The organism is Pseudoalteromonas sp. T1lg23B (genome assembly GCF_002964665.1).
Classification (GTDB): Bacteria; Pseudomonadota; Gammaproteobacteria; order Enterobacterales; family Alteromonadaceae; genus Pseudoalteromonas.
This window is the reverse complement of sequence record NZ_PQBZ01000034.1, coordinates 411,424-429,077: the sequence shown is the minus strand read 5'-3', so window position 1 is coordinate 429,077 and position 17,654 is coordinate 411,424. Positions and strand designations below refer to the sequence as shown.

Genomic DNA, 17,654 nt, shown 5'->3' with positions numbered 1-17,654 from the left:
ATGACAAAATTTAAGTTATCTATGATCACGGGCGCGTTGCTGGCAAGTTCGGCAGCTTTTGCACAAGTTACAGCCATTACCGGCGCTACTGTTCACACCGCAACAGAGCAAGGTACATTAAACAACGCTACCGTATTGATTGAAGATGGTAAGATCAAAGCAATCAATCCTGAGAATGTCACTGCGAACGAGACAATCAGAGCAAATGGCTTGGTACTTACACCGGGGTTCATCGGGTCGATGAACCAGCTGGGTTTGGTAGAAGTCGGTGCGGTAGCAAATTCTCGTGATGCCTCTGATGAAAAGGCCGGTTTAGACTTTGATCCAAGCTACGCTTTTAACGCTCGTTCAAGTTTGATCCCATATGCTAGAAAAGGCGGGATCACGCAGAACGTGGCGACGCCATTAAATTATGATGGTGCATACCAAGGTCTTGCGTTCACAGCAAATTTAAGTGGTGAGTTTGATAGCGTTACTGATAAACATACCGCATTTGTGATTTATCTTGGTGCAAAAAGCAAAGGCTCAAGAGCACTGTCGTTCCAACAATTTGTTGAAAAGCTGGAAGGTCAAAAGGCTAAATTAGCTAAAAAAGACGATAAAAAAGATGCTGACAAACCTAGCGGCGAAGAGCGTGTTCTCACTCAATTATTAAACGGTGAAATGCCAGTTGTGATCGGCGCAAGCCGTGCAGCGGACATCACTCAAATCATCAAACTGAAATCTGATTTTGGACTAGATGTCATCATAAGCGGCGCTGCGGATGCGGTGTTACTGGCTGACGAGTTAGCAAAAGCCGAGATCCCAGTGATTGTTAGTGCAGTAGCTAACTTACCATCAGATTTTGATGCGATGCATGCTACGTTAGAAAACGCCGGCAAGCTTGAAAAAGCAGGTGTGAAAGTGTTACTGACGATAGCGGGTGACAGCAGCCACAATCTTTATCAGCTTCGTTTTGATGCGGGTATCGCTGTGTCTAATGGTATGAGCTACGACAGTGCTATCAAGGCAGTCACTAGCAATGTTGCCGATGCTTTTGCCATTGATGGTGGTAAGATTGCAGTTGGCCAGCCAGCGGATTTAGTACTTTGGAGTGCTGACCCATTTGAATTGAGCACAACGGTAGAAAAAATGTGGATCAATGGTGAAGAAGTAACGACCGAGTCTCGTCACGACAAACTGCGTGAGCGCTACACCACGGATTCTGAATTACCACGCGCTTACACTAAATAGTAAGCCGTTAAACATAGTTTGTAAGAAAAAGCCCAGCGGCGAACCCGCTGGGCTTTTTATTTTTCATCGCAGGATTAGCGTGTAAATAGTACCGCTTTCATCAAAAATTCGTGATTACGTCATAAATCCATAAAAAAATAATTTACAATGTTCACATTAAAAAAACAAAAGGAATAGTAAGTGAACATACTCTCTAAACTACTCGCAGTTTGCTGTGTCTCAGTCAGTTTGATAAGCACATCATTTGCACTCGAAAGAACCATATTAACAAGTCGGAATCCTGAGCTGGCACTTGAGTTGCCCCAACTTATTCACCAAGAACAACAGAATATATTTGCACCTAGATGCAGCGAAGTACCGACAGGTGTTGACTATATAGAAGTGAGTCCTGGTCAACTCTCTAATAATTATATTCGCAGCTTTGCAGACAACACGGTGTTTGTCATAAAAGCGGGGGTTCATTATCTCAGCACACCTATCGTGCCAAGAAAGGGCATGCAATTTTATGGTGAATTCGATTCGCAATGTAAGCACCTTTCAATCATAAAAGGCGCTCAGAAAGTCACCAACTGGATAGCTGTTGGCGACTACTTCAAGGCATCAATTAACAACGCACCGGATGTAGAGCGAGTAATCTACAAAACACCACAAAGTTACTGTAAGCGTGATGAGGCTGGAGAATATATAAACCCTCGCTGTCATCTGCCTGAGGATTTGTATCGTAACGATTCACCATTGATGCATGTTGCTTCGTTAGAGAGTGTGACACCCGGAACTTGGTTCTTTGACTACCAAACTGGTGAAATTTATATACATAAACAAGATTCAGTAGATGCTCTGTGGGAATTGTCTTTAGCATCAGCAGCTTTTGAGTGGCGCTATTTGTTTAACGGCTTATACAAGCCAAAGCCGGTTTCTAGCGGTGCCACAGAAAATACTGATGTGGGTGTTTATGGTTTAGTTATTGAAAAATTCGCGACACGTCTTCAGCATGGTGCAATTGGTGGACAGTGGCCACCGGCTGGTTGGAAAATAGAAAATAATGTTGTCAGGCACTCTCATGGAGTCGGCATAAAAATTGGGGCGGAATCCATCATGCGATACAACCATGTATTCAATAATGGCCAACTAGGAATAGCGGCGACTCACGCAATGCACTCTTTAATCGATGCCAACCATATTCATGATAATAATATTTTGGGGATCAACTGGCACGCAGAGGGCGGCGCAAGCAAATTTTATAAGAGCTATGGTTTGAGAGTCAGTCGTAACTGTGTATACGAAAATAACGGACCAGGGCTTTGGACAGATGTGAACAATGAGCAGGTGGAATATAAGTGGAATATTGCTTGGAACAACTTAGGTCCGGGGATTTTTCACGAAATCAGCTTTGATGCAGTGATCGAGGGGAATTTACTGGGCGGTAATGGAATTGAGTCTGGTGGGCAAATTTACCTGTCAAATTCTGGCTATACTCAGGTTTATGGCAATTATGTTGAGGAAATACCATCGCGCGAAGGTGCGTCAGTCAATGTTAACTGGAAGAATCGTGGAGACAATCGAGGCGAGCGTTTTGCGCCCGCTCTAGTTGACAGTCAAGGTGCTTTACTTAGCGGCAGTGAAGCACAATGGGATGCAATCAATAATGTTATTCGTCATAACAGTTTTATGAACTCAGGCGTTGATAACAACGATGTATTCGTAAGGCTAAAAGGTGATACCTCTGAGCAAAAAACGAAAATAGAACAACTAACCGAACTTAATCACAATTATTATGTTTCCAACAACCCACAGGGCGCTTTGTGGCAGATTAACTCCCATAATGATACGACTGGCAGCTTACCAAGAATAGGCTGGCAAACGTTGCAAAGTATGGGGTTCGAGTCACAAGGAAGTTACATCCAACGCCAATTTGATACGACACAGTTCCAGTGTGAACTGGTGTCAAAATTAGTGAAAGGAGAAAACCCAAGGCCGATATCAAAGCTGCAAAAGTACGCATAGAAGCTAAGGGCAGTCTCGCAAACGATGAGTATGCCCGCTTTGAGTTATTCGTCAATGGGCTGTTAGTGGCACAACAGTTGACCTCGGGACAATATCAATACTATGAATTTGACGTAGATTTTTCAGTCACACAAATTGACAAGATAGAAGTCCATTTTATTAATGACTATTATGGTAACGGACAGGATAGAAACCTGTATATACGCGCAATTACTATCGAAAACCAACTTAATGGTGACAGTAAACACTACGACTATCAGGATGAAAACTTCAATTTGATCCGCTCAGGGCAGTTATTAGAAAAGCCTAACATGCTACCTATCATTCCTTGGGATGTGGGGCACGTTGAACTGTCGCTATGATGCATCAATGTGGCATGTTGATTAACAGCATGCCTTCAATCTACTTGCGATTATAGCGTGTTACAGCTTGAGCAAACTTTCTGTCTTACTTTGGGCATAACTTAGTTTGTATTGTTTCTTAATATTCAATAAACCTCCCGTTGATGCTTAGATTGGATATGCTCAACGGCACTAGTCTCTTAGTGTCATTGATTTAGTGAATAAAAAACCTCTTAAGTTTTAATTGGTTAATTGCAATAATGGCGTTTTGGGCTGCAATCTTTCGTTCAACTGATCTTGCATAATCTTCGCTCTAGATAAGTGGTTAAAGCAAAGGCGTGTTGCCGCTTGTCACAGCACTGAGTAACTCCTCGAGCAACCAACCCTAATTTGTATGCACAAGGAATTTAGTCGGTGCAGTAAAAAGCGATAAAACCACATAAATTCACGTTATAAATTTATTTATATCCGACAATGAATATTTACATACTGTTAATAATGTGTTTCCATATGCGCGCCATAAAAACAACAAATAGTATTTGGTGTGTTATCACTGTGTTTACAAATAACTTAGGGGAAATCTATGTTCAACTCAACGCTATGTAATGCGATTAGGCTAGCTTTAATGGGTGGTCTGGCATTATCTGGTCAAACGGTCATTGCTGCCCAAAACGACGGTAGCGAAGTACAAGAAGACAAACAAATCGAACGCATTGTTACTACAGGTTCACGTATCGGCCGTGCGCAAATAGAAGGGCCATCACCCGTTGTGGTAATGACTGCAGAAGACATTGAAGCGAAAGGCTTCGCAAATGTATTTGAAGCGATTCAATCGCTTTCATCGGCAACTGGCGACACGCAGGGGCAGGGGTATACTAACTCCTTCACACCGAATGCTGAAACGGTCAACCTCCGAGGTATGGGAGCGAACCGTACTCTGGTATTGCTCAATGGCCGTCGCGTTGCAAACTACCCACGCGCGTTCAATGGCGAAAACAATGTTTTTAACCTATCGACTATCAGTGCCGCTGCAATCTCAAGAATCGAGATTTTGACGGGCGGCAGCTCAGCAGTTTATGGTTCTGACGCAATTGCAGGTGTAGTTAATATCATCACCAAAACCAATGTTGAAGATACCACAGTACGCTTACGCCACAGCACAACCGATCAAGGTGGCGGTGATAGCAACAAATTCTCAATTACCGGTGGATTAAGTGAAGGTGACCTTAGCCTGACTTATGCGCTTGAGTATAGCCAACAAGATATGTTGCGTGGTTATGAGCGTGATTGGTTAGATGATTTTAACGATGGTCCTGCAACTGAAAATGAGCCAGAATATCAGAGAGTTAATTCACGCTCAATCATGCTTGGAACAGTTGTTGATGGTGATTTTAAATACGTTCATCCTCAAGACTTTGGCACGAATGTATGTGATCAATGGAGTGGCTATGAACTATCTGAAAGACCGAGTAGAGGGTTTTACTGTGGGCGCGATAGCACAGGGGATGGTTCATACATCAATGACCGTGAACATCTGTCTTTATACACAAATTTGAGCTGGCAACTTAACTCAAACCATGAGTTTTTTGCAGAAGCACTCTACTGGGATAGCGAAGCAGAAAACCGTGGTGGTTACGGTATTAGTTGGGGGACTGACAGATTACCAGAAGGTATAGCCATTGGCGATCAGTGGGTGTGGGATGCAACGAATGACCGTTATTTGTTTATGCAGCGTACCTTCACCGAAGAGGAAGTGGGTGATGTAAACAAACACTTTAAGGATGAAATGCTCTATGCTGCGGCAGGTTTTAGAGGAACTGTGCTGGATGATTGGAACTATGAATTGTCAATATCTCATAGTGCCTCAGACAACTTTGAGCATCAAAATCTAATTGCATCAGATAAAGCGATGGATTACTTCCTAGGGCAACCGCTTGCGGGTACGACCGTTGAGTTTAATGCGGACTTTGATCGTTTCTGGCGACCATTAGATGCGCAAGGCAGAGACGCGATTGTTGAAGTGAACGACTCGAGAGCCGATGCGTCTGTAACAACGGTTAATGCGTCGTTGACAGGCGCTGTATTTGAACTACCTGCTGGTGTTGTTGATTTTGCCTTGGCCTTTGAGTGGTCATCAGAAGATTACTCAATTAAATTGGACCCACGTACGTTAGATAAGACCACGGGTTGGGGCAATGGCTTAACTGGCACCGAAGGGGAAGGTGAGCGTGACCGTTACGGTATGGCCGTCGAGTTCCGAGTACCCATTACCGAGCAGGTACAGGCTAATATCGCAGGTCGTTACGATTACTATGACGATGAAACCGCGGTAGATGGCGCATTTACCTATCAACTGGGTTTAGAGTACCGTCCATTAGATGAATTACTGGTACGTGCTAACTATGGTACAACCTTTAGGGCGCCAGATATTCACCAAGTTTACGCTGGGCCATCGGGCTTTTACCAGCCGTTTACTGACTACTGGTTGGAGAGTAAATGTGTGCAGATAGTGACGGGCCAAGATACTGGCTTATCGCAAGCAGAAATCGACGCCATTACTTATCAGTGTGATATGGACAGTGCGGGTAGGCTCAAAGAAGGTCAAAGTTATCAAGGCACTAGAACGGGTAACAAAGATCTCAAAGAAGAAACCGGTTACTCTGCTACGCTTGGCTTTGTGTGGAGCATTACAGAAGAGATTGATTTGATCACCGATGTATACCGTATCCGCATTGAAGATAAAGTAGAAAGCTGGGATACCGATCACTTCTATAGAACTGAAGCGGCTTGCCGTAATGGCCAATCTGATAACGAAGCATTATGTGCTGATGTGCTCAGTCGTATCAAGCGTTTTGATGCTACTGCGCCTAATGTTGGCTTAACAGTGAATACCGCGCATACCACCTATATTAACCAATCACTGAGTGAACAAACTGGTTTTGATATGAACCTTAAAGCGGGCTTCGATTTAGGTGACTACGGATTAATCGATATCGATTTGAAATATACCCATGTGCTTGAAGTTGTTAATCAAGAGTTCCCTGGTGATGAGATAGACAAAGAATATCGTGACAGTTGGTTAAACAACGATTTCCGTTCACGCTGGGATAACAAATTTGGCTGGCGTAACGACAACTGGATTGTTCAACTGCAACAAACACGCTTAGGTTCAAGCTGGAACTATGAAGATCCAGATCCAGAGCGCAACCCATCTGATGATCATCGAGCATTAGCAGCGCGCATGGCGCCTTGGCTGGTTTACAACCTAGGTGTGACCTATGTGATTAATGATGATCACAACGTGAAGCTTGGGGTTAATAACCTACGTGATTCAAAAGCGCGTAATGATGAAAGTTACACTGGTGGCCGCCCTTGGTTTAACCGCGCGAGATACCCTGTTACTACCGCAGTAATGGGTCGTACCTTCTCAATAGAGTGGGTAGCGCGTTTTTAAAGTTTAACAAATAAAGTTAGATAACTTATAAATACCCAGCAATTAGTTGGGTATTTCTTTGTTTTTGAACACTTTGCTCAGGAGTGAAAACTTTTGAATATTGCCTGATACAGGCACAGTAGTATTTTAGGATTTATAGATCAATTTAGTAAGGAAAACTTAATGAATTCAACTCTAAAAGCAATTAGCTTATCATTGGTTATAGGTTCGGTTGGCGCACATGCAGCCGGTGGTAATAGTACAAATTGCAGGAATGTTGTTTCTGAATATGAAAAAATATATTCAGGGCCAGCATCATGTACAGGTATATTTTGGTATGCTACATATGAAAATGGAAGTCTTGTCCGTAAGCGTGGATCTCATACCCTTTCACAGGATGTTTCGGAAACCAACCGCTCTACAACTGTAATATCTGGTTTAGCCACGATTCAAGTAGAATCTATAACCGGTGGAACTCTCACAGAAAGACATGCCGTTAGTTGTGTGGCGAGTATACCGTTTTCTCATGAAGAGCCCATTTACAAAGAAGTATGTGATAAAACTCCTTACGCATACATTAGCACTTATGAAATACCATACCAAACTGAAGTTAGAATGTCGGCAGATGATTCTGATGGCCATATTGTAAAAAAAGAAGCATGGATTGATGGACGTCGGGTTAGCTTTGGCAAACATTTTCTTGAAGCTATGAGTATTGATCGTACAACTTATTACAACGTACGAATTAAAGTGACGGACAATGATGGTTACGTAACTGAAGTGTCTAAGACAGTAAAAGCATCACCTAATGCTAATTGTCCTGGCGGTCCCAATGATTACACTTGCCTTTGATACTACCCTTGGCGAAGATAATTCCCATCTCCTAGATTGAGGAGCTGGTCAGGATATTTAGCTAACTTCTTTTTAGTAATGACTTTTATAGGCTATTCAAGCAGTGCTAATTATTTAGATACTTGATACTAAGCGAGCCGTAATTAAACTTATAAGGCTTGCCAATACAGTAATTATTTTAAAAATTGAGCTAAAAAGAACCAAGGTTATTACCTTGGTTCTTTTTTAATTTAACCCTGAGTTCGTTAGTAAGTCGCACTGCCTTTAGTACGTGGGAAAGCGATAACGTCACGTACGTTACCCATACCCGTTACGTAGGCAACTAAGCGCTCAAAACCAAGACCAAACCCTGAATGTGGTACTGTACCGTATCGACGTAAATCGCGGTACCAACTGTAGTCTTCTTTATTTAAGCCCATTTCTTCTAAACGCGCATCTAACACGTCTAAACGTTCTTCACGCTGAGAACCACCGATGATTTCACCGATACCCGGTGCAACGACGTCCATCGCAGCGACGGTTTTGCCGTCTTCGTTTTGACGCATGTAGAAAGCTTTGATGTCACGTGGGTAGTTTTTAATAACCACAGGGGCTTTGAAGTGTTCTTCTGCTAAGTAACGCTCATGCTCAGATTGAAGGTCAACACCCCACTCAACAGGGAACTCGAACTGCTTACCGCAACCTTTAAGAATGTCGATAGCATCGGTGTAATCCACCTGAGCGAAGTCTTTTTCAACGAACTCTTCTAAACGTGAAATAGCGGTTTTTTCGATACGTTGAGCGAAAAACTCCATATCGTCACGGCGCTCTTCCAATACTGCTTTGAATACATATTTAAGCATGTTTTCAGCAAGTTTTGCGATGTCTTCAAGATCAGCAAACGCAACTTCTGGCTCAACCATCCAAAACTCAGCCAAGTGGCGTGAAGTATTTGAGTTTTCTGCACGGAAAGTTGGACCAAAAGTATAAATCTTTGACATGGCGCTGGCGTATGTTTCGCCGTTAAGCTGACCCGATACGGTAAGAAACGCTTCTTTACCAAAGAAGTCTTCACTGTAATCCACATCACCTTTGTCTGTGCGAGGTAGGTTATTCATATCTAGTGTAGAAACACGGAACATTTCACCAGCACCTTCACAGTCACTGGCTGTGATAATTGGTGTACTGATCCACATATAACCTTGCTCGTGGAAAAAACGGTGAATTGCCTGAGATAGGCAGTTACGTACACGCGTTACAGCACCAATCACGTTAGTACGTGGGCGTAAGTGAGCGTGCTCACGCAAATATTCAATGCTATGACGTTTGGCTGCCATAGGATACGTGTCTGGATTTTCGACCCAACCTAATACTTCAACCGAGTTAGCTTGAATTTCGAATGCTTGACCTTGACCTTCAGATTGTACTAACACGCCTGTTACTTTTACAGAGCAACCAGCCGTTAAGCGGGTAACTTCATCATAATTATTGAGCGAATTAGGAACAACCGCTTGGATAGGATCAAAACAAGAACCGTCATGAACGGCTAAGAAAGAAATACCTGCTTTTGAATCGCGGCGTGTACGGATCCAGCCTTTGACTGTTACCTGGCTGTCGACCGCAACGGTGCCCTTGAGTAGCTCCGTTATCGCTATGTGGCTCATCTTCACTCCAATGATATAAGTTACCTAATAATTATTCGATTGTACCTGTAAAAATTATACAGGCACGTGAGCCGTATCTTACCTTTGATAAAGCAATAAAAAAACACTCAATTGCAACTCTTTTACAAGTTAATGGGTGTTTGGTCGTTCAAAAGCGTATTTTGTGCTTTTTTTGAGCAATCTCCAGTGACTCTGATGCTGGATGAATATAGGTGTACGTACATTGTTCATGTAATTCATGATTAAATTTTAAAAGTGTGGCATGATACGCGTTTATTTATGCTGATCTCTCACGACTTAGGTAACGTTAATTGTCGATGAAACAAGTTTTTATTTTAAGGGGCTTACCCGGATGTGGTAAGACACATTACGCGCAAACGCTGGCCGATGAATTAGTCGCTGGCGATGAAAGCCAATATTTGATCTGCTCAACGGATGATTACTTTTATAATGATGAAGGCGAGTATCATTTCGAAAAGTTTAAGCTGCCACAATTTCATAATCTGAATCTAGCTCGTTTTATAAATGGCTTGAGCGAAGGGATCCCACTGGTGATCGTTGATAATACCAACATCAAAAAGTGGGAATTTGTTGCCTACAGTGCAGCAGCAAGCGCATTGGGCTATCAGGTAAAAGAAGTCATTGTTGGCGAAGTAAAAGATAAATCAATGCAGCACCTTTATGCGAAGCGTAACACGCATGGTGTGGCGCTTAGAACCATTAGCAAAATGGCGTATATTTTTGAGTGGTAAAACTTACCACCAATAAAGTGTATAAGCGACCAATAACGCAGGCATCGTAGAATAGCAGGTCGCTAACAGCGCAGCTTTTGGTGCTAATGCGATTGCAGGAAATAGCGCATCGCCATCGTTAGAAATCGCGTTTCCTGCCAATGCACTGAATGGGATCACACCCTGTATGTAAAGTGTGGTCACCAAAATCTGCGCACCACAGCCAGGCACTAGGCCAATCAACACGGCTATCAAAGGGGCTAAGATGGCGTAATCGCTGAACCAATTAGCCAGCTCAAACCCCATACTCATCGTTATTAGCTCATAAAGCATAAAGCTGATGATCACCCAAACACTTACAAAATGGGTGTCTTTTATCACCGTGGTAAACGTATCTATTCTATCTGAATTTTGCGCATTAGCAGTCGATGTCGTTGCGTTATCAAATGCCCAACAAAGGGTACCTAAAAAGGCCATAGTACAGCCAAATATCGTAGCGAATTGTGTAAATGGGCCTAAATCTATGTTGGCAGCCAATAATAGCGACACTATCAGGCAAGGCGCTAACATCAGTTGCCATATATGATAGGCAACACGATGAAAGTAATTCTGTTTGTGTGATGTTGCTTTGTAATCGCTGCTAAGTTGCTTGCTAGCAAACTCGGGCTCGGGGAGGGTATTGACGACTAAACCACAGATAAAACCCACTGCGATGCCAAGGGTTATGATCAGCAGACCGTCAAGAGGGCGTGTCGCCAGCAGAAGAAAAGCGGCGTCGCCCATGGTTGATGTTAATACCGCAACCAGTGAGCCAAAGCTGGCCTGACGTTGGGTGTATTGAGTAACCACAATAATTGCACCTCCGCAGCCAGGTAATGCGCCGAGTATCGAGGCAAATATAACCTCAAGTGCTGGAGATTTTGCTCGCAAATATTGCAATTCAAGTTGGGGAAGCTTAGCAACGATTTTATGGTAGACATATAAGGTCACAGCAACAAATACGGCGACTTGAAAGAAAGCATCTGCCAGTGTTGTTATCGCCATTACACTTGTTGGCGAGTAGATGAGCGTGCACAACAGTAGAAATGGCAATATTAAGCGTTTGTTATAAAGTTGATGCAGCGCCAGCGAGCGCCAATAATTGTTGTACTTTAAAGTAGATGAAAACATATAGCGTAACCCAGTAGCGGAACTAGGTTACACTATATTTCAGATCTAAATGATAATCAATATCATTTAGATCTATTTGCGTTGGAACTCTGAGGTTGCATTCCAAGTAGGCCAATCTGATTGCTGTGAAATATCGTAACCAACTTGATAGAACAGCTGCAAATCTTGCACGGCACCGCTTAAGTCCCACTCGTCGCGGTAACGGTCGCAAGGTTGGTGATAGCAGCCACGTAATACTAGGCTCATACGTTTACGATAATCCGCGGTTTGCTCATCAATAGCTTCAGTGCCACCACCTGCATACATTGCTGGCACGCCCATGTTGGCAAATGCAAAGTGATCAGAGCGGTAGTAGCCGCCAGAAGCAGGCTTAGGATCGCCAGAAACAACGCGACCTTGCTGTTTTGCCGCATCGGCTAGCATAGTATCTAACGATGATTTACCAATACCGACAACACTAATGTCTTTTACTTTACCTAATAGGTTTAAGCTGTCCATATTGATGTTGGCAACGGTCTTGTTTGCAGGAATAACTGGGTTCGCAGCATAAAACTTAGAACCTAAAAGCCCTTGCTCTTCGGCGGTGACGGCTAAAAAGGTAATAGAGCGATCAGGACGAGTTGGTAACTTTGCAAATGCCTCAGCTACTTCAATCATACCGCCAGTTCCGGTAGCGTTATCGTGCGCACCATTGTAGATTTGGTCGCCTTTACGATTTTTATCTGTTCCTAGGTGATCCCAGTGAGCTGAGTAAATCACGTGCTCATCAGGCTTTTCACTGCCAGGCAGGGTGGCGATGAAGTTGTAAGACGTTGAAGTTTTAATTTTACTTTTAACGGTGACAGAGGCTGTTAAGTCACCCATATCAACGTGATAAGCACCTTTTGCCGCATTGGCTTTGGCAGTGTCAAAGTCCAGACCCGCTTTTGTGAATAGCTCTTTGGCTACATCTACCGTGACCCAGCCTTCAACAGCAACTCTGTCCATGTTGTTATTGGCTTTTTGGAAACCAAATTGTTCACCACTCCAAGAGTTTTCAACCACGCTCCACGGGTAAGATGCCGGAGCTGTTTCATGAACTATAATTGCGCCAGCTGCACCTTGGCGGCTTGCTTCTTCAAACTTGTAGGTCCAGCGACCATAGTAGGTCATCGCTTCACCGGTAAACATACTTGGGTCTTTGGTTGCAAAACCGGGATCGTTAACCAGCATAACGACGGTTTTACCTTTAACATCTAAGCCCTCATAATCATTCCAATTGTATTCAGGGGCGTTTACGCCATAACCAACAAATACCAATTCTGAATCTTGAATCGACTCTAGTGGACTGATACGGCTTGTGCCCATTACCATGTCGGTTTTGTACTGGTATGCTTTACCACCAATATCTAAAGTCATGTTCGCATCAGCTTCGATAGAAACTAAAGGGACTTCTTGAAAGAAGCTGTCACCGTTACCGGGTTGAAACCCTAACGCTTTAAATTGATCGCTTAAATAAGCTAACGTCAACTCTTCACCTTTCGAAGACGGCGCACGGCCACCAAATTCGTCTGAAGCGAGAGTTTTGATATGTTGAGCAAGTTGCTGAGCATTAATGCTGTTATAAGCTGCTTGTACATCAGCGTTGGTGTTAGTAGTTGTACTTGCACATCCAGCAAGCACCGCAACAGCCAAAGCGCTGAGAGATATTTTTAATTTCATAGCTGTTCTTTTGTTATTAAGTTAAGACGCATAAGTATAAACATAAAAAACTATAACTTTCGAGCAACTGCGATAGTTGTCAGGATCGGGCGTTGGCGCTTGGAGCAACATGGGGTAAACTGGCACAAAGAATTTTTATGTAGTTATTAATGAAAAAGTTTACGCCGCCTGAAACCTTCGACCCACAATTGCTCAGTGGCGGAGCGTTTGAGCACTTAAACCATATATTCACACTAAATGAACATACAAATTGGCCTACTTTTGCGTGGTTAAATTCGTTGACTGTGATTCAAAACAGCAAGGGAAACACCCTAGAATTTGTACCAGATGCACAGCTACAAGATGAAACGCGTTACTACGAGCAAATCATATACGAAACAGGGCAAGTGCCGACTAGAGAGCAAAATTGGCATGACTTGTTTGGCGCTATGATCTGGTGTTTGTTTCCAAAAACTAAGGCGTTGTTAAATAAACAACATATAGTTGAAATCGACAAACATGGCTTAAAACAGCGTAGTAAACACAGAAACGCATTAACGCTGTTTGATGAATGTGGTGTGGTGTTAGCTATGACAAATGACAAGTTTGCTAAACAACTTAAAAACCATCAATGGGTAGATGCATTTGTTACTCATCGAGCAAGTTGGGATCAAGAAATTAAAGCTTTTATATTCGGTCATGCTAATTATGAGATGTTGACTCAACCATACATTGGTTTGACGGGAAAAGCTTTATGCGTTCAGGTTGATGACGCGTTTTTTGCACTAGATTTGCGCTCACAATATACATTTTTAGACACACAGTTAGTTGCAATGATAGAAAATCATGGAGCACTGAATGATAACTCGCAGTTATCACCTTTACCTTTATTAGGCGTACCAAATTGGTTCGCTGATAATCTGTCTCCAGATTTTTACGACAATACTGACTATTTCAGAGCTAAGCGAAGGAACACACATGATAGAAGTCAAGGCGTTACAAAAACGCTTCAAACTGACCAAAGCACATCGACAAAAGGGTAAATCGACAGACGAAAGAGAGCGCGACGGTTATTTTCATTCTGTACAAGATGTGAGTTTTACTTGTAACCGAGGAGAAGTGCTCGGCTTGCTCGGTCCCAATGGTGCGGGTAAAACCACTACATTGCGTATGCTCTCGACGGCACTTAAACCAGACAGCGGTCAGATCCATATAAATGGTCAAGATGTTGTAGCCAAGCCGCTCATAGGTAGACAATCAATCGGTTTCCTATCTGGCTCGACGGGTTTATATGGACGGTTAAGCGCTAAAGAAAATATAGAATACTTCGCTCGGCTTCATGGTTTACGGGGTCGCGCACTAAAAACACGCTGTGACGAGTTATTTGAAGTGCTTGATATGGGGTCATTTTTGAATAAGCGCGCGGAACATCTATCAACAGGTATGAAACAAAAGGCGAACATTGCCCGAGCCGTTGTTCACCAACCTGATGTGGTGGTGTTAGATGAGCCCACAACAGGGTTGGACATTATGACCACACAAACGGTAATCAACTTTATTCGCGAGTTAAAAAATAAAGGTACGCCCGTTATTTTTTCTACACACCACTTAGATGAGGTGGCGCTGTTGTGTGACAGGGTATGTGTTATTGATAGAGGCGTTAGTTGTTTTGACGACAGCGTGGAAAATTTCAAGGTTAAAGGCCAAAGCCAGGAGCTCAATCAGGCATTTCTGAATTTGTTACAAGGAGTGGGGCATGTTTGAGGTATTCAAAAAAGAACTACTTGAGTTGGTTAGGGATAAAAAGACGCTGTTCTTCGTTTTAGCGTTACCCATGTTGGTGTTTCCGGTGATCATGGCATTGGTTGTTTTTATGAGTTCGCAAGCGACCTTAGATGCGCAACAGAAAGTACACACCTATTACATAGTTAACGAGCACCATGGAGAAAACTACGCTGAGCGTGTGTTTTACCACAAGAGCTTTAAAAAATATGATGGAGATCAGCGCTTTTCTTCCGTTGAAGAATTAAAGCAAGCAGTACGAAATGGCACCATTGATGTCGGGATTTACTTAGATAGTGATCCGAAAAAAGCGTTAATAGAAGGCAAGCAAGCTAACTGGCAAATGGTATTCAACGATGCGCAAAGTATTAATTTCATCTATGAAAGATTGCGGTCGCTGGCACATGAATTATCAGATAACCTGCGTGAGCAAACGTTAACGGCATTAGGTGTTGAAAAAGAAAAGCAAAAAGCCATTGTACAGCCTATTTTAGTCAGTAAAGTTGATACCGCCGATAAACGTGAAAACATGGGCGAAAAGTTGGGGGCATTGATCCCTTATTTATTGATCCCACTGGTATTAATGGGCGCCAGTTATCCTGCAATTGATTTAGGCGCAGGTGAAAAAGAACGTGGCACGCTTGAAACACTATTGTTAACCCCAGTTACTCGCACTCAATTAGTCTTAGGTAAGTTTCTAACCGTGTTACTGAGTTCCTTAGCCTGTGCAACAGTAACTGTGCTGAGTATGGCGTTATGGGTGTCAGTGGCGATAAGCTTTGTACGGCTAGACACGGTGACATCCGTATTTTCAACTGTAACAGGGACTGACTTTTTACTGATTTTTGCGTTGCTTGTGCCGATTGCTGCGATATTTTCGTCCTTGGTATTAGCGATTTCAATTTATGCTCGTACTTTTAAAGAAGCGCAAAACTATATGGCCCCATTGAGTATGGGGGTGTTTTTACCCATCGTGGTGTCTTTAATGCCAAATATGGAACTCACGGCAAAAACCGCTGTGATCCCAGTAACGAATGTCGCGTTGGCGATTAAAGAAATCGTTAAAGGAACGGTTGATTATGGGCTACTTAGCATGATAGTGATCGCGTCAATTGCTTTGGCTGTCGTGTTATTAGCGTTTTGTGTACACTGGTTCTCAAAAGAAGAAGTGTTGTTTAGATAGGCTCTAAAAGCGCAAAACAGTCTGTTTTGCGCTTTCTAATTGGTTATGCAGCTTTGGGGTCAGCAGACTTAACTTCACTTAATTCAACTACGTTTACAACATGTTGAATATCAGACCAGTGCAATAGCTCGATTCGACCGTTTTTATCTTCAACCAAAGCAGTACAATTCTCTATCCAATCACCATCATTGCAGTACACAATCCCGTCTTGAACTTTGATTGCAGGCTGGTGGATATGGCCGCAAATAATACCATCCACGCCTTGCTTTTTAGCTTCATGAATCGCTGCAGATTCAAATGCATTGATCGCAGCACGTGCCTTGTGAACGCGATTTTTCAGCCACGATGCTAATGACCAGTAATGGCCACCATACAGACGTCGTATGCGATTGGTCCAGCGGTTTAAAAACAATAAAAAATCGTAAGCTGCGTCACCCGCAATACTGATTAATTTGTTATAGCGGGTGGCAGAATCAAAGTCGTCGCCATGTAGTAACAGAAACTTCTTACCCAAAGAGGTGGTGTGGATATAGGTTCTGTGTACTTCAACGTTAAACAAACTTTTACCTACATAGTTGCGGAACGTTTCATCGTGGTTGCCGGGAATATAAACCACACGGGTACCGGATTCGGCTTTTGCTTGGATACACTCAAGCACTTTATAATGAGAAGGTTGCCAATAAAATTGACGCTTCATTGACCACAAGTCAACAATATCGCCTACCAAATAGAGTACATCACAGCGGGTGCTGTTCAAGAAATCTAGCAAGTAGTCGGCTTTGCAATCCTTGTAGCCTAGATGAACATCCGAGATCCATATACTCGGGTAGTACGTTGTAGTCATGGTCCGTAGCCTCAAGCGTAATAAAATCTAAATTAATGCGCTTAGATGAACAAACCATGACACTAGTGCGACAGATTAGAGAAGGTTGTGACTATTTTTGCTCCATTGACGAAGCTAATGTTGAACTTACAACAAACCTCGTGCAATGGTGAACTTGAATACAGTCACTTGAGTAAACAGCGCATGCTATATGTGTGAATATCCACAATGACTGTTTGCATCAATTTTGTTTGTAGAGCCTTGGATCATAAAATCCATTTGGATAGTGGTCAGAACTGGCTGCTTATCATGATTATTCTCTGCAGCCTCCCAGCGCCACTTGGAAAGCGCTACAAGCGCATACTCATCAAAAACCCCTTGAGGGTAAGATTGATGTACTTTATAGGTGCTTAATTTGCCGTTACTGTTGATACCTACAATAAAGTCTACACAACCTGATAGGCCTTTCTTAGCGGCATCGATAGGGTATATCGGTTCTCTTCGTATTTTTGAGACCCAATACTTTTCAAGTAATTTATGATTATCATCGGCGGTCAGGTCGATGTATTTAACCTGCTCTTTAGGTGGGATCTTCGCTGTGTCAGTTGTTGAACAGGCACCTATTAGAAAAAGGCTCAATAGTGGTAATGATACGATCTTATGCATGCTAAATCCTTATAGCTTATTTTTGTTAAAACAAAGATGTTTTCACTGATCATATTTATATCAGTAAAGAAGTCAACGGAATAATTAAGGATTGAACTGGTTTGACATAGCTC

General features: G+C 42.8%; 14 protein-coding genes. 9 read left to right on the top strand and 5 right to left on the bottom strand.

Annotated elements, in window-relative coordinates:
- The 5 genes from C2M32_RS10365 (at nt 1) to C2M32_RS10345 (ending at nt 7,863) form a co-directional block, all read left to right on the top strand.
- Nucleotides 1–1,233, top strand: coding sequence for an amidohydrolase family protein (locus tag C2M32_RS10365; protein ID WP_105168362.1), 1,233 nt, complete (start codon nt 1–3; stop codon nt 1,231–1,233).
- A gap of 180 nt (nt 1,234–1,413) precedes the next feature.
- Nucleotides 1,414–3,237 carry a right-handed parallel beta-helix repeat-containing protein gene (locus C2M32_RS10360; RefSeq protein WP_105168361.1) on the top strand — a complete coding sequence of 608 codons (1,824 nt, stop codon included), beginning with the start codon at nt 1,414–1,416 and terminating at the stop codon, nt 3,235–3,237.
- Nucleotides 3,183–3,599 (top strand): carbohydrate-binding domain-containing protein, encoded by a 417-nt coding sequence (locus C2M32_RS10355; RefSeq protein ID WP_105168360.1) that lies wholly within the window; start codon nt 3,183–3,185, stop codon nt 3,597–3,599. Before C2M32_RS10360 ends, C2M32_RS10355 begins: the two co-directional genes overlap by 55 nt.
- Before the next feature lie 562 nt (nt 3,600–4,161).
- A complete protein-coding gene (locus tag C2M32_RS10350; protein ID WP_105168359.1) occupies nt 4,162–7,032 on the top strand; it encodes a TonB-dependent receptor plug domain-containing protein in 2,871 nt (956 codons plus the stop codon).
- 162 nt (nt 7,033–7,194) lie between these two features.
- Nucleotides 7,195–7,863, top strand: a complete 669-nt coding sequence (locus C2M32_RS10345; protein WP_105168358.1) for a hypothetical protein — start codon at nt 7,195–7,197, stop codon at nt 7,861–7,863.
- Between the two features lie 245 nt (nt 7,864–8,108).
- Here the strand turns inward: C2M32_RS10345 and asnS are convergent, their stop codons facing one another.
- Complete coding sequence (gene asnS / locus C2M32_RS10340; protein WP_105168357.1) at nt 8,109–9,506, bottom strand: asparagine--tRNA ligase; 1,398 nt, start codon at nt 9,504–9,506, stop codon at nt 8,109–8,111.
- A gap of 317 nt (nt 9,507–9,823) precedes the next feature.
- Here asnS and C2M32_RS10335 point away from each other — a divergent pair, with 317 nt between their 5' ends.
- On the top strand, nt 9,824–10,258 hold the full coding sequence (locus C2M32_RS10335) for an AAA family ATPase (protein WP_105168356.1): 435 nt from the start codon (nt 9,824–9,826) through the stop codon (nt 10,256–10,258).
- A 3-nt stretch (nt 10,259–10,261) separates the two neighbouring features.
- Here C2M32_RS10335 and C2M32_RS10330 read toward each other — a convergent pair whose 3' ends face one another.
- Both C2M32_RS10330 and C2M32_RS10325 read right to left on the bottom strand, forming a co-directional pair.
- Nucleotides 10,262–11,281: a putative manganese transporter gene (locus tag C2M32_RS10330; protein WP_234401276.1), complete on the bottom strand. Its 1,020-nt coding sequence runs from the start codon at nt 11,279–11,281 to the stop codon at nt 10,262–10,264.
- 198 nt (nt 11,282–11,479) lie between these two features.
- Nucleotides 11,480–13,108 (bottom strand): M28 family metallopeptidase, encoded by a 1,629-nt coding sequence (locus tag C2M32_RS10325; protein ID WP_105168354.1) that lies wholly within the window; start codon nt 13,106–13,108, stop codon nt 11,480–11,482.
- Nucleotides 13,109–13,257: 149 nt separating this feature from the next.
- Between C2M32_RS10325 and C2M32_RS10320 the strand changes: the two genes are divergently transcribed.
- From C2M32_RS10320 to C2M32_RS10310, 3 genes are read left to right on the top strand one after another with little or no spacing between them, the layout of a single operon-like run.
- The gene (locus C2M32_RS10320) at nt 13,258–14,130 is read left to right on the top strand and encodes a DUF3025 domain-containing protein (protein ID WP_105168353.1); all 873 of its coding nucleotides are present in this window, start codon (nt 13,258–13,260) and stop codon (nt 14,128–14,130) included.
- Nucleotides 14,066–14,851, top strand: a complete 786-nt coding sequence (locus tag C2M32_RS10315; RefSeq protein ID WP_105168352.1) for an ABC transporter ATP-binding protein — start codon at nt 14,066–14,068, stop codon at nt 14,849–14,851. The genes C2M32_RS10320 and C2M32_RS10315 overlap by 65 nt, the downstream gene beginning before the upstream one ends.
- Complete coding sequence (locus tag C2M32_RS10310; protein WP_105168351.1) at nt 14,844–16,052, top strand: ABC transporter permease; 1,209 nt, start codon at nt 14,844–14,846, stop codon at nt 16,050–16,052. The genes C2M32_RS10315 and C2M32_RS10310 overlap by 8 nt, the downstream gene beginning before the upstream one ends.
- A gap of 43 nt (nt 16,053–16,095) precedes the next feature.
- On the opposite strand, the gene C2M32_RS10305 is transcribed toward C2M32_RS10310, so the two are convergent.
- Nucleotides 16,096–16,896 carry a UDP-2,3-diacylglucosamine diphosphatase gene (locus C2M32_RS10305; RefSeq protein WP_105168350.1) on the bottom strand — a complete coding sequence of 267 codons (801 nt, stop codon included), beginning with the start codon at nt 16,894–16,896 and terminating at the stop codon, nt 16,096–16,098.
- Between the two features lie 186 nt (nt 16,897–17,082).
- Nucleotides 17,083–17,541, bottom strand: a complete 459-nt coding sequence (locus C2M32_RS10300; protein WP_105168349.1) for an energy transducer TonB — start codon at nt 17,539–17,541, stop codon at nt 17,083–17,085.
- Nucleotides 17,542–17,654 lie beyond the last annotated feature (113 nt).

Coding starts and splice junctions, on each gene's coding strand:
- C2M32_RS10365 (WP_105168362.1), top strand. CDS start 1: ATGACAAAATTTAAGTTATCTATGATCACGGGCGCGTTGCTGGCAAGT.
- C2M32_RS10350 (WP_105168359.1), top strand. CDS start 4,162: ATGTTCAACTCAACGCTATGTAATGCGATTAGGCTAGCTTTAATGGGT.
- C2M32_RS10345 (WP_105168358.1), top strand. CDS start 7,195: ATGAATTCAACTCTAAAAGCAATTAGCTTATCATTGGTTATAGGTTCG.
- asnS (WP_105168357.1), bottom strand. CDS start 9,506: ATGAGCCACATAGCGATAACGGAGCTACTCAAGGGCACCGTTGCGGTC.
- C2M32_RS10335 (WP_105168356.1), top strand. CDS start 9,824: ATGAAACAAGTTTTTATTTTAAGGGGCTTACCCGGATGTGGTAAGACA.
- C2M32_RS10330 (WP_234401276.1), bottom strand. CDS start 11,281: ATGGCGATAACAACACTGGCAGATGCTTTCTTTCAAGTCGCCGTATTT.
- C2M32_RS10325 (WP_105168354.1), bottom strand. CDS start 13,108: ATGAAATTAAAAATATCTCTCAGCGCTTTGGCTGTTGCGGTGCTTGCT.
- C2M32_RS10320 (WP_105168353.1), top strand. CDS start 13,258: ATGAAAAAGTTTACGCCGCCTGAAACCTTCGACCCACAATTGCTCAGT.
- C2M32_RS10315 (WP_105168352.1), top strand. CDS start 14,066: ATGATAGAAGTCAAGGCGTTACAAAAACGCTTCAAACTGACCAAAGCA.
- C2M32_RS10310 (WP_105168351.1), top strand. CDS start 14,844: ATGTTTGAGGTATTCAAAAAAGAACTACTTGAGTTGGTTAGGGATAAA.
- C2M32_RS10305 (WP_105168350.1), bottom strand. CDS start 16,896: ATGACTACAACGTACTACCCGAGTATATGGATCTCGGATGTTCATCTA.
- C2M32_RS10300 (WP_105168349.1), bottom strand. CDS start 17,541: ATGCATAAGATCGTATCATTACCACTATTGAGCCTTTTTCTAATAGGT.